This window comes from Nocardia pseudovaccinii (assembly GCF_050942345.1).
Taxonomy (GTDB): Bacteria; Actinomycetota; Actinomycetes; order Mycobacteriales; family Mycobacteriaceae; genus Nocardia; species Nocardia pseudovaccinii.
On the sequence record NZ_CP192074.1, the window covers coordinates 5175916 to 5198381 of the forward strand.

Annotated in this window: 20 protein-coding genes and 1 pseudogene; 8 read left to right on the top strand and 13 right to left on the bottom strand. The window is 64.1% G+C overall.

Annotated elements, in window-relative coordinates; translation table 11 throughout:
• Position 1 precedes the first annotated feature (1 nt).
• From ACQPZ2_RS23460 to ACQPZ2_RS23480, 5 genes are all read left to right on the top strand, one after another.
• Complete coding sequence (locus tag ACQPZ2_RS23460; protein WP_433520414.1) at positions 2-688, top strand: IS3 family transposase; 687 nt, start codon at positions 2-4, stop codon at positions 686-688.
• 92 nt (positions 689-780) lie between these two features.
• On the top strand, positions 781-1872 hold the full coding sequence (locus ACQPZ2_RS23465) for a tyrosine-type recombinase/integrase (protein WP_433520415.1): 1092 nt from the start codon (positions 781-783) through the stop codon (positions 1870-1872).
• 185 nt (positions 1873-2057) lie between these two features.
• Complete coding sequence (locus ACQPZ2_RS23470) at positions 2058-3764, top strand: tyrosine-type recombinase/integrase (RefSeq protein ID WP_433520416.1); 1707 nt, start codon at positions 2058-2060, stop codon at positions 3762-3764.
• Positions 3765-3828: 64 nt separating this feature from the next.
• The gene (locus tag ACQPZ2_RS23475; protein ID WP_433520417.1) at positions 3829-4032 is read left to right on the top strand and encodes an IS3 family transposase; all 204 of its coding nucleotides are present in this window, start codon (positions 3829-3831) and stop codon (positions 4030-4032) included.
• Between the two features lie 94 nt (positions 4033-4126).
• Positions 4127-4294, top strand: coding sequence for a hypothetical protein (locus ACQPZ2_RS23480; RefSeq protein ID WP_433520418.1), 168 nt, complete (start codon positions 4127-4129; stop codon positions 4292-4294).
• Between the two features lie 1138 nt (positions 4295-5432).
• Here ACQPZ2_RS23480 and ACQPZ2_RS23485 read toward each other — a convergent pair.
• The 4 genes and pseudogenes from ACQPZ2_RS23485 to ACQPZ2_RS23500 all read right to left on the bottom strand — a co-directional run bounded on the left by ACQPZ2_RS23485 (position 5433) and on the right by ACQPZ2_RS23500 (position 10210).
• Positions 5433-6905 (bottom strand): pentapeptide repeat-containing protein, encoded by a 1473-nt coding sequence (locus ACQPZ2_RS23485; RefSeq protein WP_433520419.1) that lies wholly within the window; start codon positions 6903-6905, stop codon positions 5433-5435.
• Between the two features lie 558 nt (positions 6906-7463).
• Positions 7464-8462, bottom strand: a pseudogene (locus ACQPZ2_RS23490) (OB-fold domain-containing protein); the annotation flags it as partial.
• Entirely contained in the window at positions 8459-9691 is a 1233-nt protein-coding gene (locus ACQPZ2_RS23495; RefSeq protein ID WP_433520420.1) for an amidohydrolase family protein, read from the bottom strand. The pseudogene ACQPZ2_RS23490 and the gene ACQPZ2_RS23495, both read right to left, overlap by 4 nt.
• A gap of 15 nt (positions 9692-9706) precedes the next feature.
• Positions 9707-10210 (bottom strand): pyridoxamine 5'-phosphate oxidase family protein, encoded by a 504-nt coding sequence (locus tag ACQPZ2_RS23500; protein ID WP_433520421.1) that lies wholly within the window; start codon positions 10208-10210, stop codon positions 9707-9709.
• A gap of 48 nt (positions 10211-10258) precedes the next feature.
• Here ACQPZ2_RS23500 and ACQPZ2_RS23505 point away from each other — a divergent pair, with 48 nt between their 5' ends.
• Positions 10259-10675 (top strand): Zn-ribbon domain-containing OB-fold protein, encoded by a 417-nt coding sequence (locus ACQPZ2_RS23505; protein WP_433520422.1) that lies wholly within the window; start codon positions 10259-10261, stop codon positions 10673-10675.
• A 17-nt stretch (positions 10676-10692) separates the two neighbouring features.
• Positions 10693-11841, top strand: a complete 1149-nt coding sequence (locus ACQPZ2_RS23510) for a thiolase family protein (RefSeq protein WP_433520423.1) — start codon at positions 10693-10695, stop codon at positions 11839-11841.
• 202 nt (positions 11842-12043) lie between these two features.
• Here the strand turns inward: ACQPZ2_RS23510 and ACQPZ2_RS23515 are convergent, their stop codons facing one another.
• The 9 genes from ACQPZ2_RS23515 to ACQPZ2_RS23555 all read right to left on the bottom strand — a co-directional run bounded on the left by ACQPZ2_RS23515 (position 12044) and on the right by ACQPZ2_RS23555 (position 21177).
• A complete protein-coding gene (locus ACQPZ2_RS23515; RefSeq protein WP_433520424.1) occupies positions 12044-12664 on the bottom strand; it encodes a cysteine hydrolase in 621 nt (206 codons plus the stop codon).
• Positions 12661-13662: an aromatic ring-hydroxylating oxygenase subunit alpha gene (locus tag ACQPZ2_RS23520; protein WP_433520425.1), complete on the bottom strand. Its 1002-nt coding sequence runs from the start codon at positions 13660-13662 to the stop codon at positions 12661-12663. The genes ACQPZ2_RS23515 and ACQPZ2_RS23520 overlap by 4 nt, the downstream gene beginning before the upstream one ends.
• A gap of 133 nt (positions 13663-13795) precedes the next feature.
• Positions 13796-14365, bottom strand: a complete 570-nt coding sequence (locus tag ACQPZ2_RS23525; RefSeq protein WP_433520426.1) for a TIGR03619 family F420-dependent LLM class oxidoreductase — start codon at positions 14363-14365, stop codon at positions 13796-13798.
• A 37-nt stretch (positions 14366-14402) separates the two neighbouring features.
• On the bottom strand, positions 14403-15599 hold the full coding sequence (locus ACQPZ2_RS23530; protein WP_433520427.1) for an acyl-CoA dehydrogenase family protein: 1197 nt from the start codon (positions 15597-15599) through the stop codon (positions 14403-14405).
• A gap of 13 nt (positions 15600-15612) precedes the next feature.
• Positions 15613-16650 (bottom strand): acyl-CoA dehydrogenase family protein, encoded by a 1038-nt coding sequence (locus ACQPZ2_RS23535; protein ID WP_433520428.1) that lies wholly within the window; start codon positions 16648-16650, stop codon positions 15613-15615.
• Positions 16651-16678: 28 nt separating this feature from the next.
• Positions 16679-17518 (bottom strand): amidohydrolase family protein, encoded by an 840-nt coding sequence (locus ACQPZ2_RS23540; RefSeq protein ID WP_433520429.1) that lies wholly within the window; start codon positions 17516-17518, stop codon positions 16679-16681.
• Positions 17515-19140: an AMP-binding protein gene (locus ACQPZ2_RS23545; RefSeq protein WP_433520430.1), complete on the bottom strand. Its 1626-nt coding sequence runs from the start codon at positions 19138-19140 to the stop codon at positions 17515-17517. Before ACQPZ2_RS23545 ends, ACQPZ2_RS23540 begins: the two co-directional genes overlap by 4 nt.
• A 13-nt stretch (positions 19141-19153) precedes the next feature.
• Positions 19154-20356 carry an amidohydrolase family protein gene (locus ACQPZ2_RS23550; protein ID WP_433520431.1) on the bottom strand — a complete coding sequence of 401 codons (1203 nt, stop codon included), beginning with the start codon at positions 20354-20356 and terminating at the stop codon, positions 19154-19156.
• A 323-nt stretch (positions 20357-20679) separates the two neighbouring features.
• Complete coding sequence (locus ACQPZ2_RS23555; RefSeq protein WP_433520432.1) at positions 20680-21177, bottom strand: hypothetical protein; 498 nt, start codon at positions 21175-21177, stop codon at positions 20680-20682.
• 398 nt (positions 21178-21575) lie between these two features.
• On the opposite strand from ACQPZ2_RS23555, the gene ACQPZ2_RS23560 reads away from it, so the two are divergent.
• Complete coding sequence (locus ACQPZ2_RS23560; protein WP_433520433.1) at positions 21576-22418, top strand: SDR family oxidoreductase; 843 nt, start codon at positions 21576-21578, stop codon at positions 22416-22418.
• The last annotated feature ends 48 nt before the right edge of the window (positions 22419-22466 follow it).

The following is a 22466-nucleotide window of genomic DNA, read 5'->3' on the forward strand; positions in this document are numbered from 1 at the left end:
CGTGCGGTTCGTGAAAGACCATCCGCAGTTCCCGGTCGAGCTCGTATTACGGGTTCTCGGTATCGCGTCCTCGACGTTCTATGAATGGAGGAAGAGGACGATCACGCCGTCGGCGCGGCAGCTCGCCGACGAGGAGTTGCTGGCTGAGATCGTCGACATTCATACCAGCTCCGGCGGCACCTACGGATCTCCGCGCGTGCACGCGATGCTGGTCCGTCGCGGCATCGGGGTGAGCCGCAAACGAGTCGAGCGGCTGATGCGTTCGGCGGGCCTGCAGGGCGCGTTCGGGCGGCGCAGATGGCGAATTCCCTCGACGCGGCAGAACCCGCGGGCCATACCGGCTCCGGATCTGGTCGAACGGAATTTCACCGCCGATGCACCGAACAAACTATGGGTGGCCGACGCGACGCGGATCCCGGTCGGTGAAGGGGTGTTCTGGCTGGCGGCGGTGCGCGATGCATTCTCCAATCGGATCGTCGGCTGGAAGAGTTCCGATCGCTGCGACACCGACCTGGTGCTGGGTGCGCTCGAATACGGCGTGTGGTCGCGTGATGTCCGCGATGGCGAACTGGTCCATCATTCCGACAGGGGTTCGACTTACACGGCGATCCGGTTCGCTAATCGGTTGGCCGACAACGGGATTGCGCAATCCATGGGCTCGGTCGGTGATTGCCCCTTATCCGGCTAATATCCTCCGATTCCCCTGGTCAAGGGGGGTACGGGGGTGTTCGGCGATTCGTGTGTTCGCGTGTCGGCTGACCTGGAGTAGACCTGTCGGGCATGAGCACGGACAACCGTGATCGACTGCGCCTGGAACACGACGCCGGACGGTGGTATCTGGCCGGACCGGGTGCCGATGGGTTGCGGGTGATCGATGAGTATCTGGGTTATCTGGCTGATCGCAACTATTCACCGAAAACGGTGCGGGCCTATGGATTCGACCTGGTGATGTTCGGCCGATGGCTGCTCGGTGAAGGCCTCGGGGTCGACGATGTGACCACGCCGGTGCTGCTGCGGTATCTGGCGGCGTGCCGGGCGGCGCGGTTGCCGGGACGGCCGGGACCGAACGTGGTGGACCTGGCGGGCCGGCGCCTGGACGGGTACGCGGCGGCGACGGTGAACCGGCGGCTGGTGGCGGTGTCGGGGTTGTTCGCCTTCCGCGCGATGCGCGACCCGGCCTTGCCGAGTCCGGTGCCGAAAGGCCGTGAAGCGCAACGGTTCGTGCCGGGTGAGAAGACCGGACTGCTGGCGCATCTGGTGCGCAAACCGCGACCACGATCGGCACTTCGGCTGCGGGAACCACGACGGCTGCCGAGGCCTTTGGCGGTGTCGGAGGCGGCACGGTTGCTGGCGAGTCTGCGGACCTGGCGCGACCGCGCGATCGCCGGGCTGATGCTGTATTGCGGGTTGCGGTCGTGCGAGGTGCTCGCTCTCGACGTCACCGATGTCGACATCGGTCGCGGCTGGATCCGGGTCTGGGGCAAGGGCGCCACCGAACGCGCCGTCCCGCTCGACGGCGACCTGGCCCGCGTGATCCAGGGCTATCTGCTGGCCGAGCGACCCGAATCGGCTTCAGCGCGTTTGTTTCTGGTCGCCAAGGGCCCGCACCGCGGGCAACCGCTCACCCCGGCCGGGTTGCGGACGATCTTCCGCTATCACCGGCAACTGTCCGGTGTCACGGCCGGGCATCCACACGCGTTGCGGCATTCGTTCGGCACCGCGCTGGCCGAGGCCGGGGTCGATCTGTCGGTGATGCAGGCACTGCTCGGGCACACCCATGTCGACACCACCGCCCGCTACATCCATCTGGCCCCGAAGCGGGTGAAGGAGGAATTCGATGCCGCACGCGCACGTATTCGCCGCCAGGTCTGACGCCGACGACATCTACCACACCTACCTGGCCGAACTGGCGCGCACAGACCGCGGCAGCGCGCCCTACTACAGTTCGGCGCGCACGTTCCTGCAACGTTGGCCCGAACCCGCAAGACTGGGCAGACGAGCCGCTCGAGCTGCGGCTGTCGGCGAATTCCTCGACGCGGCCGTTCATCACGTTCTTGATGCTGCACGACTGGTTGCGGCCCGGCTACGACTATCTGTTGGAACGCAAGATCTCCAGCCTCTGGCGCGAGATCGACGCCTCCCCGATCGGACCCGATCTCGCTCGATACCTCACCGCCGCAAGAGAACTCGGATTCAGTGAACGGGTCCGCACGGCCACCGGCTCACAGGCGCCGGCGCGGCTGCTGATCCAGACCGGCCGCCGCCTGCACCAACTCACCACCGGCGATCTCGACGAGTTCGCCGACGCCTGCCGCGACCGCCAGCACCGCACCGGCAAAGGCTGGCACCACTACAAGGCCGCACTGGCCAACACACATCTGGTGCTGTTCCACCTCGGCATCCTGCCCGAACCGCCCCGCCGCGGCGGCCCCTGGGACTTCGCGGTCCGCCTCGACGGCATCACCCCCGCGATCGCCGAGGCGATGATCGACTACCTGCACGCCAAGCGCGGCACCTGCACCCGCCACACCGTCTCCAGCATGGCCACCCGCCTGACCGGGTTCGGCCGGTTCCTCACCGATCTCGACCCCACCCTGACCCAGCTGTCGCAGCTGGACCGGCGCCGCCACATCGAACCCTGGCTGGCCAGCCTGGCCGACGCGGTCAGCACCAAGACCGGCGAACCTATCGGCGTCGCCGACCACGCCCGCCGCGTCGTCGCGGTCAACACCTTCCTCACCGAAATCACCGAATGGGGATGGAACCACGCACCGAAGCGGAAACTGTTGTTCCGCAACGACATCCCCCGCCTCCCGCGCCCGCTGCCACGCTACATACCCCTCGACGCCGACCGCCGCCTCACCGACGCCCTGCACACCAGCGACCACGAACTCGCCGCCTCCGCATTGCTGCTCGCACGCGCCTGCGGCCTACGGATAGGGGAACTACTCGACCTCGAAATCGACTGCCTCCACGAGATTGCTGGCGAAGGAGCCCGGCTGAAAGTCCCGCTCGGCAAACTCGACACCGAACGCATGGTCCCCCTCGACGAGGAAACCGTCGAACTGATCGACCGGATCATCGAAATCCGTAGTCCCGGAAGACCATTACCGCACCCACGGACCGGGAAACCAGCCCAGTTCCTGTTCACCCACCACGGCGGCCGCCTGGCCCAACAAGCCGTCCGCAACGAACTCGACCGCGCCGCCACAGCCGCCGGAATCGGCCACGTCACCCCACACCAGCTACGCCACACCTACGCCACCGCACTGGTCAACGCTGGTGTCTCCCTGCAATCGCTGATGGCGTTGCTCGGACACGTGTCCGCGCAGATGAGCCTGCGCTACGGAAAACTGTTCGACACCACCGTCCGCACCGAATACGAACGCGCCCTCACCCTCGCCAAAGACCACCTCGCTGCCCTGCCCACCACACCCGCCGGCACCAAAGCCCTACCCTTGGCCGACATCACCGGCGGCAACAACTGGACCGACACCCCGGCACTGAAATCCCGTCTGGCAGGCGGATTCTGCCTGCGCGCACCAGCCCAGGGCGCCTGCCCCTACGCCAACATCTGCGAACACTGCCCGAACTTCCGCACCGACCTCACCTACCTGCCCATCCTCGCCGCCCAACGCGCCGACGCCACCAAACTCGCCGCCGACGCCCAACGCCGCGGCTGGATCACCGAAGCCGACCGACACCACAAACTCATCGCCCGACTCGACGCCGCCATCACCGACATCCAGAAATCAGCCGGATAACCACGAAACCCAACCGGCAGAACAAGATCAGCCCTGATTAGCCGGATAATCCTATAACAACGCGTTGATGGAGAATTTCTTCTCGACCTTGAAGACCGAGCTGGTCTACCGACACTCGTGGCGCACCCGCGACGAAGCCGAGAACGCCCTGTTCGCCTACATCGACGGCTGGTACAACAGCCAGCGCATCCAGAAGAAGCTGGGTTGGCGATCACCGGACGAGTTCGAAGCCAGCTACCATCAACGGGTTCCAGCCGGAACCAGATAATTCGCTCTCCGGCCAGGCGGGGGAACCTCATATGTGAGCGGGTGACGTAATGAGTCACGACGGGATGTCAGATCCCCCGAGCCACAGGACATTTGTGTCAGCAGACGGCAAGGTCGCCGAGTTCATGTGCCAGGTCTCGCTGATGGAGTTGACGGTTGAACGCGCTCGGGAGCTTCGGCAGATCCACCGGTTCCACCACCCGGACGAGTGCATCGTGCACTTGGAGGCGGCGTATCTTTTGCTGCTGGCCGAGGACGACTAGCCAACATGTCGCTGCATCTTGTCCCCACCCTCTGGCCAGCCTCGGTGCTCTTCACGGCAGCATTGAGCTTTCGGATTGGGTTGTGGTGGAGAGTAATTCACGTTCCAGCCGTACCAGAGGTCATGCCCAGTATCCGTCACAGCGAGGATGACGAGCAGTACATGGAGGCGGAAGCGCATTGTGGAGACACCTCTTCGCTACCACCACAACCGACCTCAGCCCCTGAAGTTCCGACGGCTGAGCACGACACGGAGGTATTGCCACGGATACAAGACATCGTGCCGCCGCTGCGGGCGACGCCGATCAGGAAACCGCCTTGGCTGAATCAGTAACATTGCCGGTGCTTGCTCGAGTGGCAGCAGCGACCAAGCGTGCCGGACAGGCCGCTAGAGGTGCCAAGGATCGGAGGGAGCGGCCTCGCCAGAGGACACGACCGACCTCGCGTCGAGTGAGGATCAGTCCCAGAGGCCCACGCAGGCCTTACTCTCGCCAGTGCCCTTTTCGGTCACTGACTCAAGGTAAGGCCGCTACGGTCGGGGATAGAGCGATGTTGTATTTCATTGTGCTGCATGGTTATTCATTCTGCAGCAGCTTGTCGCTGGTGCTAGATGATGTAGTGGCCGAGGATGCTTTGGCGGGGCGAGCGGGTTTCGATGAGGTGTTCGCGGGTAGCGGGGGTGTTCGACCGTGCGGAGCCGCGTCGGTGGGCGCGGTCGTACCTGCACCGCGCCGCCGGCCTCCGTAGTCAGATTGCAAGTGAAAAGTGCAACGGATCACCGCTTTTATCGAACGCTGCAAAGTCAAAGCTAGCTATTGGGGAATCGGATGTGGCCTTGGAATTCGTGACGCTCCAAATCCGGTTCGATCTCGGAGCATGGCCCGGATGGGTGGTAGGCGTGCGAGTCCCGGTAGAGCCGACACATGCGGGTATCCGTGTGACAGTCATCGATGGAAGAGACGGTATGCCCGCCCGAGACACCGACGAAGAAGGATTGGCGTAGACGTTGGCGAGACCTCAGTCCATGAAGGTGCCCCGCTTGCCCCCACTCGGTTCAAATAGCGTCCGCGTCGGCAAGCCTACGGATGTACTGGTCGTTCACGACTATTCATAGCGTGTGCCCCAGATCTCCACGGTGCTTCAACTCGATGACTCGGCCTGCGTCCCGCCCCCTTGGGAACTAATATTTTCGGCAGAAGGCGGCCTTCCGCCGCTGCTGCGTTGAGACCAACGCTCGCGCACTTCTTCCCAGCGTAGAAATCTATCACGCCTTTCTTCGAGACTCTTAAGATGCGCGTCAAATTCGCTACTAATGGTTTCCTTTTCGGCCGCAGGCGTTTCCGCGGTGACTTCATCTGCGCGTCGGACTAGATCCTCAAACCGAATCTTGCTGGCTTGCATCTCAGCCCTTATCGCTGCAAGCTCGGTCAAATATCCAATCTGCTCCCCATTCGGGAGAATCGCGGATAGGATATAGGCAGATTCGAGTTGTTCTTGAGACACAGTGGCACCCGCCAGAATAACTTTCAACAACGTCGCACCGGACAACTCCGCTCCCGTGAGATTGGCATCATTTAGCTCTACGCTAGCTATCATCGCATTCGTCAGATTGACGCCCGACAGATCCGCACCACGAAGATTCAGGCCCAAAAGTGCTGCTTCGGAAAAATTTACACCATGGCGTTCATCCGACATTTCTCTGTCTGGGTCGAAGTTAAATGCATATTCAAATGGTCCCTCTGTACCTAAAAATTGCGCAAGAGCCGGATAAAGTTCCGTCTCCAATTTGTGAGTCGACAGCTCAGCACCACTTAGATTTGCGTGAATCAGAGAGGCTTTATAGAAATTTGCGCTGACAAGTATTGCGCCCGAAAGATCTGCGTCATGCAGTGAACCCTCAACGAACTTGGTTTGCCAACAATTGGCGCCAGTTAGCGTAGCTCCGGTGAGATCCGCCGAGGTAAAGTCCACCAACTCAAGATTTGCGCCAGTTAGATCTGCATCATGAAAATCGCTGCCCTGCAGGTTCGCTCCGGCGAGGTGAAGTTCTTCAATGCCATGCCGCCTCCATTTTGCGCTATTTACGCGGATTAGATCACAAATTGTCGAGCGAACGCCATTTTCATATAGATGCTCATTCGACTGAGTGCTTAAACGGCGCTCACCGCGGAGATACGAACAAAGCAGCTGGACGCATGCCTGCATCTCCGGTAACGTTGAATCATCCGCAGTACTGGATTCTCCAAAGTAATGCCAGTCATCAACCAGTCCAACTAAAGAATGCGCTCCTGCCGCACGGATTTCTGGTTTATCATCCGCAAGCATTTTTGCTGAACCAGAATATCGTTCGTGCAATTCTGAGCGTCGCTCGTCCTGCCTCTCAATGTTCTTTCGCCTGTCATCCTGCTCACGAGTGAGCTGTCCGTTCAAGTAGGCAACCAGAGCTGCGGTCACGGCGCCGAGTGTTGCAACCAAAACTGTTGTTGGCTGAGTCGCAGATTTCCACCACTCGGTGGTGCCCGGAACTGCGATTGCTCGGCCGATCATGAAGCCAATGCCTGCGGACATTCCCAATGAGAATACTGCGACATAAATCTTAAATAAAGTTCTCATTTTTACTACTATGCCCCCAAACGAGCGTGGATAACTAATGCCCTGCGTTCTTGACACCCTACTCACCCAACCACAAATCGCCGAACGCGCAGCTCAAAGCGATACCGAGGGAGGCGCCCCGAAACTTCTCGGGACTTTTCGTCTTAGTGCCATTTCAGACCAACTTCGGGCCTCCGGCGGGTCAGGAGCGAGCGTCGACCGGGGCGGACAGAAGCACCCGCACCGCAGCAGCTTTGCGTCGTTCGCTTAGGCCCCAGGCTCGCAACAGATCTTCCGCGCTACCGCCATCCAGCCTTACAGCAGATCTTCGGTCGTGGTCATTCGAGCGACGGGGCCGGGGGCTGGCTCAGTGCCGAGGCGGGGAAGCCGGATTCTCGGCCCGCGTAACGACTGCGCATTCCTCCACGAACGACAACGTGCCGAGATGGTATGCGGCCGCGCTCAATCCGAGACTCAGGTTGTGTCCGGCTTAGGTTTGCACATTGGTGACGAATCGTGGTGCGGCGCTGAACATCTGCCGGATCTCGGCCATGGCGGCGGCATCCGATCGCCAGACCCGCCGAGGGTCTCGCGATCGGTGCCGTACCGGTGGAAGTGGCGCTGCGCGGTCTGCGCCAGCAGATGCGCCGCCGACACCGCGCCGAACGGCACGAACCAGCCGTCGGCAATCCCGCCGGAAGGCGAAATACGCCCGGCACGAATCAATTCTCCGTAGGTCGACTCCCATACGGTGCGGAAGCACAGCACGTGCCGGGCGAGCCCGCTGGCCACCGCCAGCATCGCGGCGATGACCGAACCACCGGGCCCGAAGGTTTCGGCGCCGCCGTTGTACCAGGTCGGGCGGATACCCAGGGCCGATTCGAGGGCGGTGACACCGCCCTCGCCGAATGGGCCGAAGCCACCGGATCCCGGATAGGTCGACAGCCCGTCGATATCCTCCAGGCGCAGGCCCGCGTCCTCGACCGCCGCCCGGCAGGCGTGCACCGTCAGCGACAGCGGATCGGCCATCAACCGCCGCCCGAGCTCCGACATCCCGATCCCGGTGAGCGCGACCTTGTCCTCGAACTTCTCCGGTGACGCCATCGGCCGGACGTGGCGCGACACCGCGGCAGGCTCGATGTCATCGATTGGCAAGGGAGCCAACGGCTTCTGCTCATCCGCCGGGCGGAACAGTGGCAGCCACACGTCGCCGAGCTGCTCGAACTCCACCTGCATGCGCATACCGAGAGTCAGCTGCCCCGCTTCGCATCCCACCGCATTGGTGGTCAGCCGTACGCGCGGATCCTCTTCCAGGGCAACCTGTGCCACTACGTATGGGGTGGGCAGGCCGGGCACCTGGAAGCGGTGGTTCACGGTGAAACCGATGAGGGTGGCGAAACCGCTCACCACCCGCACGCCCATCCGGTCGCCGCGGCAGTAGCGACAGACCGGTTGCGGCGGATGGATCAACGCGGCACAGGACAGACATTCCCGGATGCGCAGGCGGCCGTCCGCGCCGGAGGTCCAGAAGAATTCGTTGTCGGGTGTGATGGACGGCTGGGGACGCGTCACGCTCACCGGCTGCTCTCGAATACCGGTGGCTGCTGCGCGGCGGGATCGGGATTCGCGATAGGTAGTCCCATGAATCGGCGCGCGTTGTCGCCCATGAAGTCCCACGTGCGGCGCTCGTCCATACCCTCGGCGTATTTCCAATAGCTCTTCGGCTCCGGAAGTCCCTCGGGGTGTGGGTAATCCGAACCGAACATCACTCGGTCCCACCCGACCGTCTCGACGACATCGGCGACCGATCCCTCCCAGAACGGGCTGACCCAGATATTGCGCCGGAAAACTTCCAGGGGGTCTTCGGGGAAGTTCTGCGGCATCTTCTTGGTCAGGTCCGCCAAATCGTGGAAGAGGGGATGAATCCACGAACTGCCGTTCTCCACACTGGCGATGCGCAGCTCGGGGAATCGGGTGAGGGTGCCGTGACAGATCAGGCTGCCGATCATGTCGGAGATCTCCCGATGCCCGAGCGCCAGCCATCGGAATGAACTCATGGCCATGAAGTTCTTGGTGGCGGGCGGTTCCCACTTGTTGATGTACTCATCGAGCGGCGGCTGGCTGGCATGCAGCACGATCGGCAGGCCTACGTTCTCCACGTCACGCCAGAACGGATCGAACTCCGGCAGCGCGGGGGATCGCCATCCGTGCAGTCCCTTTACCGGCGCCGGCTTGATCAAGGCCACCTTCGCCCCGTTGTCGAGGAGATACGCGAGTTCGCGGCGGGCGCCGTCGACTTCGGCGCAGTTGATGATCGGCGTGCTGAAGATCCGATCACGGTAGGCGAAGGTCCAGTGTTCCAGCATCCATTGGTTGAGCGCGTGGATGATGGCCAGGGTCAGTTCGGGATCATCGGCCGCGGAGTGCTCGACGAGGCTCGCCAGTGTCGGGTAGTTGAGCGTTTCGCGGACACCCTGGCGGTCGAGTTCGATGATCCGGTCGTCCGGATTCCGGGTGGCGGCGGGTGCTTCGATTGCGGCGCCCTGCATTTCGCGCAGGGTGAGGCCCTCGGTGTTCGCACCGGCGAAGAACTTCTCGTGTGCGCCCGGCGCGGCGACACGATCGAAGGTCGGGTTCGGGATGAAGTCGGTGATCCGGCCGTTGATGGCGATCCGGGTGTGCCGTCCGATCTGGACATACTGGACGGCCTGCCGGTACTGCTCGGGCAGGTATCGGGTGAGAGCTTCGACGGTCTCGTACATGTGTGAATCGGCATCGAAGATCGGGGCATCAATCGGCTGCGTCATGTCTTGTCTCCTTGGCTATTTGGCGATGAACCTGGTTGCGTCGAGAAGCAGCACGACCCGATCGTTCACGTCGGCGGGCAGGCCCTTCTCGGGTTCGCCGTACAACTCGTTCAACGTCGAATAGAACGAGCCGTCCGCATCCCCTTTCACGGTGACCAGCCATCCTTGCGCCTCCAAGACCCGGGAAGGGGCGTCCGGGTCGGTGATGAGGAAGGAATAGTTCGGGTTGGCCTGCAGGCTCGTGAACTTCCGCCGCGGAATCGTGTGGCTCATGCGTAGATGTGCGCCGTCCCAGGTGAACCGCATAGGCGTCTGATCCGGGGATCCGTGCGGGGTCACGGTCGCGAGCACGCCGACGATCGGACGCCGCAGCAGGTCCTCGAATCCAGCAGGCACTTTCGACATCATCCACCACCGTTCGCCAATAGTATCGAAATGAATACCGTAATGCTCTCTAGAGACCGCCGCAAGCAGCACCGGCGACAGCTCGACCTCGCGATCCGCCGGTTGTGACAGCACTTCCGGTATGGCTTACTGTATAAGTATCCACAAGCTGGAGGAACGAATATGCGCAGAATGATTGCCCCTGAGATCTCCAACTGGCCGGACGAAGAGTTCCGGCTCGTCGGCGGGTCGTGTGGCGAGTGTGGTGCGACCGTCTTCCCCATCCAAGACCTGTGCCCGCGGTGCAGTCGGCAGTCGATCGAATCGATCACACTGCCGCGCAACGGAACCCTGGTGGCCTGGACCACCCAGGGGTTCCTCCCGGGAGCCCCCTACCTCGGCGACGAGACGGCGAAAACCTTCGTTCCCTTCGGGGTCGGTCTGGTGCAGCTCGGCGATGTCATCCGGGTCGAAGCTCGGCTCACCGAAAACGACCCGGACAAGTTGGAATTCGGAATGGAAGTAGCGCTGACGGCAGTGCCGCTCGGCACCGACCCCGAAGGCAACGAGGTGCTGACCTTCGCCTTCCAACCAGCCTGAGGGACAGGATTTTTCACATGACCAACGATGTAGCGATCATCGGCGTGGGTATGCATCCATTCGGCCGCTTCGAAGGCAAGACGGCGATGCAGATGGGGACGGACGCCATTCGCGCCGCGCTCGCCGACGCCGGATTGAAATGGCGAGACATCCAATTCGCCGTCGGCGGCAGTTGGGAGGTCGCCAATCCCGACGCGATCGTGGGCCTGATGGGACTGACCGGGATCCCCTTCACCAATGTCTTCAACGCCTGCGCCACCTCGGCCAGTGCCACCGAAGCCTGCGCCGACGCAATCCGGCTCGGCAAATACGACATCGGCATCGCGATCGGCATGGACAAACATCCACGCGGCGCGTTCACCGTCGACCCCACCCTCGTCGGCATGCCCAAGTGGTACGGCGAGAACGGCCAATACCTCACCACGAAGTTCTTCGGGATGAAGGCCAACCGCTACCTGCACGACCACGGGATCTCCGTGCAGACCCTGGCCAAGGTCGCCGCCAAGAACTACCGCAACGGCGTATCGAATCCGAACGCTTTCCGCCGCAAGGCGGTCTCCGAGGCGGACATCTTGGCCGCGCCGATGCTCAACTACCCGCTGACCCACTACATGTTCTGCGCGCCGGACGAAGGCGCCGCCGCCGTGATCATGTGCCGAGCCGACATCGCCCACCGCTACACCAGCAAGCCGATATACGTGCGGGCTGTCGCGGTGCGCACGCGCAAATACGGTGCGTACGAGGTCAATACGACCTACGCACCGGTGCAGGAAGACGTGTCCCCCTCGGTCTACGCAGCGCGCGCGGCGTTCGAGTCCGCGAGTATCGCACCGAAGGACATCGACGTCCTCCAACTCCAGGACACCGATGCCGCGGCCGAGGTCATCCACATGGCCGAGGCCGGATTCTGCGCCGACGGAGACCAGGAGAAGCTGATCGCCGACGGTGTCACCGAGATCTCCGGTGCGATGCCGGTGAACACCGACGGCGGACTCATCGCGAACGGCGAACCCATCGGCGCCTCGGGAATGCGCCAACTGCACGAACTCGTGCTGCAACTGCGCGGGACCGCCGGGGATCGTCAGGTATCCGGTGCTCCCAAGGCCGGTTTCGCGCTGCTGTACGGCGCTCCGGGAACGGCCGGGGCAACGATTGTCACCACCTGATCTCCAACGTTCCGGACCGGGCGATGCCGGCGGTGGCGATGGCCGCCGCCAGATGCACCCCGGAAACCATTTCGCACCACCGAAAGCCATGGGCGCGCAGGCAAGGCTGGCCGCATCCGCACACTGCTGGCGCGGATCCGACTGGCCGAGATCGCCGAGTAACCGCCGCGGGACCGATCAGCTGTACGGGTACGGTCAGTCGCTAGCGTCCCCAAGCGTGCAGCAAGTCCGCTGTCGTGGTCACGGTGGCGAGCAGAGACAGCGTGTTCTCGATAACGGCGGTGCCGTACTCGCGCGGCACCCCCGCGACGGCATCGCGGGGCAGCACAACGTGATAGGCGGCATTCACCGCGTCCATGACCAGGTTCGGGATGGCCACATTGAGTGACACCCCGACCGCGACAATGGTCGAGACACCGAGATTGCGCAGCACCGCGTCCAAATCTGTGCCGCCCATGGGCCCGAGGCCGTGTCCCCGGGTGAGCACCAGGTCGCTCGGTTCCGGGCCGAGTTCGGGCAGCAGCGCCGCACCGGCACTGCCGGGAGTGACAGCGACACCGCGGCGGCCGATGGCGAAGAGTTCGGCATTGTGATTGGCTCCTTGGCCGTCGGCCCGCCGCGATACCAGGCAGTGCACCACCCGAACTCCGGCCGCGCGCGCTGCGGGCAGCAGCTTGCCGATATTGGGCAGTGCCTCGCGGCGCGCCTCGTCCGCGAGAGCGGGCAGACCGGCCTCGGGCCCGACGACCGCGCCCTGGCACTCCTGGGTGAGGATGGCTGTGTGCTCGGGTGCGACCAGATCCGGCAGCGGGAGCCGACTCATGCGGTGCCGACCGGCGGAACATCGTAGAACTGGGTTGCCCACTTGCGAAGCGACAGATACGGTTTCGCGTCCTTGGGGGAAAGCGGCGGCCGCTCGACGTACTTCTGATGCCGCCAGATGCTCAGGTCTTCCCACACGGTGACCAGGAACTGCTTCTCGACGCGTTCGCGAACCTCCGGCGGCGGAACGTCGGAATCGTCACCCGGATTGCGCGGCCACCAGATCGAATAGAACAGGTCCGAGCATTCGTCGTCGACCGGCGTCGTGGCGAAAATCAGCCGGTGCTTGGACGATCCGTCGAACGCGCTGATGGAGCCACCCAGACCGAACATCTGCGCGTGGATCTTCAAAGCCATCTTGTCCGGATCGTCACTGCGCGCGTCGGGCCAGCCGGTGAGGAAGTTCCAGGTGTGGTCGACAACGCTGTAGTCCAGCATCCGCGGGGTGACGGTGGCGCCGTGCACATACTCGAAATGCAAACTGTCCGGACCGTTCTCCAGCACGACCTGGGGATGCACCGGCTCGCGTTCGGTCTTGCGGGAGAACTCCGGATACGGCCGATAGAAGTTGTCCGGGTCGGTCTCGAGTTCCGGGAACAGCCGCAGGATATCGGGCATCTCCCACTGTGGTTCCTTGCCGTCGGGCTGATGCCACATGAACACGCAGCCGTTCTGCTCGTTGACCGGGTAGACCCGCAATCGCAGACCGCGGTTGGTCCGGTCCTCGCCGGGAATGCGGCGATTGGTGCCGTCCGGGCCCCAGCGCCAGCCGTGGAACGGGCATTCGACACAGTCGCCGACCACTTTGCCGCCGTAGCCGATATGCGCACCGAGATGGCGGCAGTGCCCGGTCAATATGTGCAGTTCACCGGATTCGTCACGGTAGGCGACGAGATCCTCGCCGAAGTATCGCAGCGGGCGAACCTCACCTTGCGGGAATTCGGCCGACCACCCCACCATGAACCACCCGGTGACCTTCCAGGTGAAGGGGACCTTCACGTGACACCTCCAGTCGTGCCAGGGCGGAAACCGCCGATACTGATAGTGTTACAGTAATATATATGGCATGAGTATCGCGACCCCTGCGGTCATCGTTCGCCGATGACGACCTTCCCGAACGTCCGCACGAAATTCACCGCCGCAGGGCCGCCGGACCATTGCCGCCGATCCAGATCGGCGGATGCGGTCGTTGCGCCGGGGCCTGTAGCCACAATGGCCCCGGTGCCGCGAAATCTCGGCCCTCAACCGGCTTTTCGGGTTCGGTCCAAATCCGCCGCAGCGCGCCCAAAGCCTCGTCGAGCAGTTCGGCGCGGCGTTCGTGACGCACGCCGACGGCGGCGAACTCCGCCCGCAGATAGCCCGCACCCACACCGGCGATCAACCGCCCACCCGAGACGATATCCAGACTGCCGAGCGCCTTCGCGGACAGATAGGGGTTACGGAACGGAAGGACATACAGGTTGGTCAGCAACCGCATTCGCGTGGTGACGCCCGCCATGAAACTCAGCGCCGCGATCGGGTCGAGGGTGTTGTGCCCGCCGCTGCGCCGCCATTTCAGCGACGGGGCCGGATGATCGCTCAATGCCACCGCCGAGAATCCGGACTCCTCGGCCGCCGCGACGACCGCGCGAATCACCTCCGGTCGCAGGAACGCATCCGAGGCGGTCGGCAATTCGCTCGGGTATTCGAGTACGTATTTCATTGCGCTGGTGTCCTTGTCGAGTGCCGCGCTCCCCCCTTCAGCGCGCCTTCGCCTTCACCGGCGCGGCATAGTCGGGACGTCCGAGACCGAGCACGTGCTGCGCGATCAGATTGCGGAAGACCTCCAGGGTGCCGCCGTAGATTCCGCACAGCGGCGCCCAGCGATAGATGTATTCGGCGCCGCCGTCATCGATGGCGCCCTCGGTGTCGATCGGCAACGCCGAGGCGGACCCGAGGATGTCCATCAGATCCGGGGCGATGTCACGCATGGCCTGTGCGATCGCGACCCGGCCGAACATATTCGGCGCCGACAGCGCGGCCTCCATCCTGGCGATGCTGCGGCCGAGTCGATACGCGACCGACCCGTCGTCGAGCAGCCGACGACCGTCCGGACCAGGCCGCGCGGTTATCGCCGCCACCTTGTCGGCCGACGTCGCCATCACCAAGCCCTGATGCACCAGCACCGACACGTCCTGCAGGCCGTCCGCGGCGACGTCGACCACGCCGTGCTCGACACTGAGCGGCTCCATGAGCACGCGCCAGCCGCCGTTCACCTCGCCGAGCCGATATTTGTCGTCGATCCCGACGTCGCTGTAGTAGACGGTATTGGTGCGATCGCCGTCCACCGTCCGGATGCCCTGGACCTCGATGCCCGGGGTATCCAACGGGACCAGGAACATGGTGAGGCTCTTGTGTTTTCGCGCCTCGGGATCGGTATTGGTGATCAGGAAGACGTACTGGCAGTTGTGCGCGCCGGTGGTGAACATCTTGGCGCCGTTGATGATCCACTGGTCCCCGTCGCGGACGGCGCGGGTCTTGCACATCGCGACATCGGAACCGCCCTCGGGCTCGGTGTAGCCCAGGCACAACCGGACCTCGCCGGTGAGTACGCGCGGCAACACCTCCTCGCGCAGCTCGGCCGATCCGAACTGTTCGACGGATTGCGCCACGATGATGGTGGTGCCCCAGGTAACCCAGGGCACGTGCACGCGCCGCTTCTCCAGATCCCAGATCCGCCGCTGTACACGGGTCATGCCGCCGTCGGCGCCGGTATTCATCTCGGCCGTAAGCCACCCTTCGGCGCCCATGGCGAGGTGCACGCCCGCGTCGAAGTTGTCACCGGTTTCGCGATCGCGGCGGCGCACCTCGTCGGTGACGTGGGTGTCGAGAAACGTGCGCACTCGGTCGTGGAAGGCCGCGTCCTCGGCGGAGAGTTCAACGAGAGAAAAGTCCATCGGTAGCTCCGTCCTAGGCTCGCGCGAACAGTTCGGCGACTCGCACGGCGCTGGCGCCCGGATCGCCCGCCGCCAGCGGCCAGCCCCGGGCACGCACCAAATAGGCCGAGGCGGCCGACTCGTTCGTCACACCCAGTCCGCCCTGGACGTGCACGGCCATGGTGGCCGCCTTGGCGGCTTCCTCGGCCATGTACACAAAGGCCGCCGCCGCGAGTCCGGGCTGGACATCGGGTTCGTATTCGAGGAACCAGGCGGCCCGCCGAGCCAGGTTGCGCCCGCTCTGCGCGACGATCGCGATATTGGCCAGCGGATGGGAGATGCCCTGCAGGGTCGAGATCGGAACCCCCATGGTGTAGCGGGTTTTCGCGAATTCGGCCGCGATGCGCATCGTCTCTTCGACGAGTCCGACCAGCGCGGCCGCGGTGAGCACGCGCCATTCGTCAAGGGCGAGCTCGTAGTTCGCGAGCGCCTCACCGCCGCTGGCCAGCACGACCCGCCTGTCGGCGGCCGCCGGATCGACCCATGCCATCGGCAGACGGCCGATATTGTCGACCTTCGCGGGTCGGCTGGCGAAGCTCAGCGCGACGATATCGTCGCCGTCGCGCACGATGATCCGATCGGCAACCGACCCCGACGGGATGAGCCGGATTCCGGCGACGGCATCGAGGCGCGGATCCAGCGCGACCACTTGTCTGCCTCCGACCACATCGGCCGCCTCGGCACCTGATACACCGAGGCACCCGAGCAGACGAGCCGCACAGACGTGATCAATCCACGGCACCGGTGCGATGGCGCGGCCGAGTTCCTCCGCGACCAGCACGAGGTCGACCAGCGTCGCGCCGTCGCCGCCCACGGCTTCGGGCAGCGCCATGGAGGTCGCGCCGGTACCGCACAACTGCTCCCACAGATTCTTGTCGAAACCCGTCGGCTCGGCCGCGCGCACGACCTCCAAGGGGCACCGGCTTTTGAAGAACTTCGCATACGCGGCCTGGAGTTCCGTTTGGTCTTCCGACAGGCTGTAATCCTGCCTGCGCAATTCGTAGCGGTCCATATTTCCCTTGCTCCTCGTTCCGCGCGGCTCAGCCGGCGACCGCTCGGTCACCGAAAAAGAATTCCTGTGCGTTGTTGTAGAGATAGTTGTCCAGCACGTCTTCGGGGAGGTCGAGCGCCAGCGCTTCCGGCACCACCCGGCTCATGCGAAGCACCGGCCAATCAGAGCCGAAGATCACCTTCTGCTTGCCCCGGGTCCGCATGAAATGCACTAAACTTTCCGGCAGCCGTTTGGGCGACCAGGCCGAGGTCATGAGCCGAAGATTCTCGTATTTCATGAGCAGCCGGATCGCGATATCCCACCACGGGTCGGCGCCGTGGATCATGCACAGCCGGAGCTCCGGGAACCGGAAGCACACCCGATCCAGGTAGATGGGATTCTGCACCTCGCCCGGAATCGGCGGTCCCGGTATTCCGGTATTCATGCACAATGGCAGACCCAGCTCGGCGCATTTGTAGTACAGCGGATAGTAGACCGCGTCGGTCGGCGGATATCGACCGTCGCCCCAGAAACTCGGCCCGGCCGTCGTGTAGACCACCGGCAGATCCTTGACCAGTGCATCGAGTTCACGCAGAGACCGAATCGGATGCAGGAGGTCGACCCCGTTGATAGCCAGACCGAATCGGTCCGGGCGCGCTTCGACGAATTTCAGGGCGGTCTTCGACGGTTTCGCCATCGAATACATCAGGACCGCCTTCTCGACGCCCTGCTCATCCATCTCGTCGAGCAATTCGGCGAGATCGACTTGCGTGTACAACGACGCCGGACCCTTGAAATAGTCGTCCCGGACCTTCAGCATCCAATCCGGCTGGTCGCGCTCACCGAAATGCACGTTCACCAGACCATCGATTACTTTGCGCACAGTCATGCCCCAATTTCCTCCGCGACGCCCCGCACCACCCGTTTCGCGGCCCAGCGGTAATCAGGCTTACCGTTGCCGAGGCGTCGGATCTCCGCTACGAAAATGAATTCCTTCGGCACCTTGAATCCGGCAAGCTCGAGTTTGCACACCTGCCGCAGTGCCACATCGGTGACTTCCTCCCCCACCCGACCGCAGATCAGTGCGACGACCTCCTGCCCCCAGCGCTGACTCGGCCGCCCCACCACCAATGCGTCGAATATCCCCGGATGCGCCCGCAGCACCTCCTCGACCTCTTCGACGAAAACCTTCTCGCCGCCGGTATTGACGACCAGCGAATCGCGGCCGAGCAATCGGAGGGTGCCGTCGGCATCGACGCTCGCCCGGTCGCCGGGGATAGCCATGCGCTGACCATCGATCTCCGGAAATGTGCGCTCGGTGGCCGCGCGGTCTTCGAAATAGCCGAGGGGAACCCGGCCGATTCGTGCCGCCCACCCGATCTCGGCGTCCCCGGGTGCGAGAAAACGGGTGCGGTCCGGTGACACCGCGGTCGCGCCGGGGCCTGGATCAAACGTCTCGACCTCGGCGCCGTGCCGACTACGCCCGTAGGCCATACCGCCGGTCTCCGAGGCTCCATAACCCTCGACGAGCATGACGTGCGGCAGCAACTCGAGCAGTTGGCGTTTGTGCAGCGGGTTGGTCGCCGCTCCCCCGGTCCCGAGGACCAGCAAGGACGACAAATCGTAAGGGCGCGTTTGCATTTCGCGTACCAACGGCCCGGCGTAGGCGTCACCGACGATCGTCATCAGCGCGGCGTTCTCACGCTGCGTGGTTTCCAGCGCGATGCGCGGATCGAAGGGATCGCGATCGTCGTACAGGACGATCGTCTGCCCGGCCAGCAGTCCCGCGAGCGCGGTCATGATGCCCGCGGCGTGCGAGAGCGGCGACACCGCGAACCAGACCTGCCCGGTCATCCGTGCGAGATCGCGTAGCGGACCGGCGGAGTCGTGGTCGGCGCCGTTCATCGATGACACATACAGATCGCTCTGCCGCCACAGCACACCCTTGGGCCGTCCGGTCGTGCCGCCGGTGCACAGCATGACCAGATCGTCGGGTGTCGTCGCGATGACCCGGTCCGCGTCCCCGAGGCGCACGGCATCCTCGAATGCCACCGTGCCCGCCGGTTCGGTGGCGTCGCTGCCGTCGTCGACCGATATCAGCAGTTCCACGCCGTCCGGCGCGGTCTCGGCCACGACCGGCCCGAACGACCGGTGGTAGACGATGCCGCGCGGCCGGACATACGCGAGCAGCTCCCGGATCTCGCGCGCGGTGTAGTGGTAGTTGATATTCACCGGGACGACGCGCGCCTGCACACACCCGAGCAGCACATCGAGATACTGGTCGTTGCGCATGAGCAGGGCAATGCGGTCCTGACCGCACTCCCACCGGTTGAGCCGGTGCCGCGGCGTGTGCTCTCCGAAGCCCTGTGCCGCAACGAAATTCGCGAATTGCCGGATGCGTGGCGCCGACTCACCGAAGGTGCTGCGCCGTTCGCCGCAGACGGTCATCGCCCGGTCCGGCACCGCCGCCGAAACAGCGTCGAAGACGGCACCGATACTCCATTCGGTCAACGCGGCCTCGATCTCACGCGGTGGCTGCGACGGGCAGCCCCAGGAATTCGAGAGCGTTGTCGCGCATGATCTTCCGCACGTCGGTCGCGTCGAAGGCAGCCAGCTCGTCGGTGAAGGCCACCGGCTCGGCCAGCCCCTCGCCGTGCGGCCAGTCCGAGCCGAACAGAATGCGCTCGGCACCGATCTTTTCCGCGAGCAGCGGCAGATCGTCCTCGTAGTACGGGGCCACCCACACGTGCTCGCGCAGGGTGTCGACCGGATCGTTCGGGAATGCGCGCGGCGACTGATTGGCCAGCTTCTTCATCCGCTTGGCCAGCCGATGCACGAAGTCCGAGCCGTTCTCGATACTGGCGACCCGCAACTTCGGATGCCGATCGAACACACCGTGGACGATCAGCGAGGCCATGGTGTCGTGGATGGCGCGGTCGTCGACGACGATCTTGTCCAGCGCATCCCCCGGCCCGAACGGCTCGAACGTATCCTTACCGCCCCACATTGCGGCGATCTTCAGATATCCGCTGTCGCCGAGGTGGAATGCGACCGGCACATTCGCCTCCGCCAGTCGCGCCCACACCGGATCGTGCGAGCGATCACCGAGCGAGCGCGGCTTGCCGACACCGGGCACCGGGGCGGGCCGGATATGGACGACGCGCGCACCCCGAGCCAGCACGAATTCAACCTCGGCGACCGCGGCCGCCGGATCGGCCAGCGAGATCATCGGGGCCGACAGGATCCGGTGGTCCGGCCGGTCGAAACCCCAATCCTCGTCCAGCCACAAGTTGAAGGCGTGCAAGGATGCAGCCGTCGCTTCGACATCGTCCCTGAGGGCCTCTTCCACGCCGCAGCCGAAGGTCGGGAACATGAAGATCGTTTCGATGCCCTGCTTGTCGAGCACGGCCACGCGCGCATCCCGATCCTGGTATTCGGGCCGCATTTCCAGGCTCTCGACCTGCATCAGTGTCGCTGGATCCACGCCATCGGGGACCTGACCGCGAAAGATCAGATCCAGGCAGCCGGGCACAATGATCGGGTTGAAGGTCGGGTTGGGAATGAACCGGTTCACCCGGTTGCCGATGATCGCCGTGTGGTACTTGCCATCCTGGACGATCTGCACACCCCGCCGCCGGAACTTCTTGTCCAGGTGCCGAGTGAACGCGTCCAGCGGCTCGTAGTAGTGGTTGTCGACGTCGATCGCCTTGTGGTCGAGCGCAGTCATCAGCGTCCTTTCAATTCGCCGGATGGTCGTTTCGACCTGTCCGGTGGCCCGAGCACCGGCTTCGACGACAGCGGTTTGCGCAGCCTCGTAGCGCGGTCCGAGTTGGCCGAATAGTGCGGTGTGACAGCCCATTCCGGGTGCCACCTGCTGCTGTCGAACAACTTGCCGCAGGTCGAATAGATACGTCTACTGTATACCTATCGGTAGTGCATTGCACAAGGGTTCCAACGAAGGCCGGATCCGGACGTCAGCCGCCGAAAACGCAAAGCGCCCGGGTGCCGGATATTCGTTCCGGCACCCGGGCGCTCCGGGTTCGCGATCGGTCAGCAGGCCGGGGACTGACCGCCCTGGAGTGCCAGCAGGGCGCAGAATGTCGTGGCGGCAACCTTCCATTGCGCGCCATCCTTTACCGCCTGGCCGGTTTGATCCGGCAGCACCGGATTACCGCCCATCAGCAGGGTGTAGGTGACATCGGCATGGGTTGCGTCGACCGGCTTGACCGCGGACACCGTGGCCGAGGTGCCCTGCGCCTGCGGGTTGCCCGCCTGCGCCTGTAGCACCGGCGCGAAGACCTGCCCCTTCTCCACGACCGCGATCCGCTGGTCCGCGGGCGCCCCGCCGTTGAAGAAGGTCACATACGCATCGGTAACGGCCTTAGTGGTCGCCGAATCAACCGAAGCTGCCGCAGTGGCGGCGCTGGACGATGCGGCCGACGTCGATGCCACAGCACTCGAGTCGTCCGAACAACCGGTCAGAACCGCGGCCGCAATGACCGCCGAACCACAGCACGCCACCGCAGCGCGAAGGAGTGAATCACGCATGGAAATCCTCATCTCGAGTGCCAACTTACATACTGTAGTTAATACAGTATGGTTGACTGGCGGATTGCTCGAATTTTGCCCAGGTCCACCCGAAGGCCACCCGAGCCGACGCCGCCGCCAGCACGCACGGAAGTATAACGACGTTTCCGTACTTGAGAATTAGATTTCCCAAAAATAGTGACGACCAACCTTCGTTCCCGACGTATTGCCCGGCCATGGCACCAGCGCCGGTCGGGCCGACCATTGGCAGGTCCACGGCAGGGTGATCCGATTTCGTGCGAATATGACCCAAGCTGGCGCCAAGACGGGCCAACGCACACCACCTACGCAAGAGCGTTACCATCGAAGAGAATCCGATTACCGGGCGCAGGTGCCCGGTCGCACGAATGGAGATAAGCATGATTCGTGACGTGCTGGTGGTGATCGGCGCCGGTGGAATGGGCCGAGCGATCGCACGGCGGCAGGCCGGTGGCAAACAGGTGTTGCTCGCAGATTTCGACGAAACCACACTGCGGACGGCCGCCGACGCCATGGCGGACGACGGTCATACGGTCATCGCCGCGAGCGTCGACGTCTCCGCGCGCGACTCGGTCGCCGAACTGGCAAAGACGGCGGAGTCCCTCGGACCGGTCACCCAGATCGTGCACACCGCCGGACTCTCCCCCGCACAGGCGCCGACGGCGGCGATCCTGCGGGTGGACCTCGTCGGCGTCGGCCTGGTGCTGGAGGAATTCGGTCAGGTCGTCGCGCCCGGCGGAGCCGGTGTGGTCATCGCGAGCATGGGCGGACATATGGGCACCCTGCCCGCGGATCTGGAGGCCGCGCTGGCCACCACGCCGACCGACGAGTTGCTCAATCTGCCTGCCCTCGCGCCGGCGGCGCTGACCGAACCGGGCCTGGCCTACGCAATCGCGAAGCGGGCCAACCATTTACAGGTCCGCGCCGCGAGCGTGCCATGGGGCGAACGTGGCGCCCGGATCAACTCCATCAGTCCCGGCGTCATTTCCACCGCGATGGGGCGTCAGGAATTGTCCTCGGCGGCCACCGGCGACGGGATGCGCGCCATGATCGGCATGTCGGCGGCCAAGCGAGCAGGTACTCCGGACGATATCGCTGCCGCGGCGGCCTTCCTGCTCGGCCCGGACGCGGCCTTCGTCACCGGCACCGACCTGCTGGTCGACGGTGGCGTGGTGGCCGCATTCCTCGGGCGCGCCGCCAGCGCTGCCGCCGAAACACACTGATCCGCAATACCTTTGGCGGACACCGAAAGTCGCCGCCCACCTGTCCGG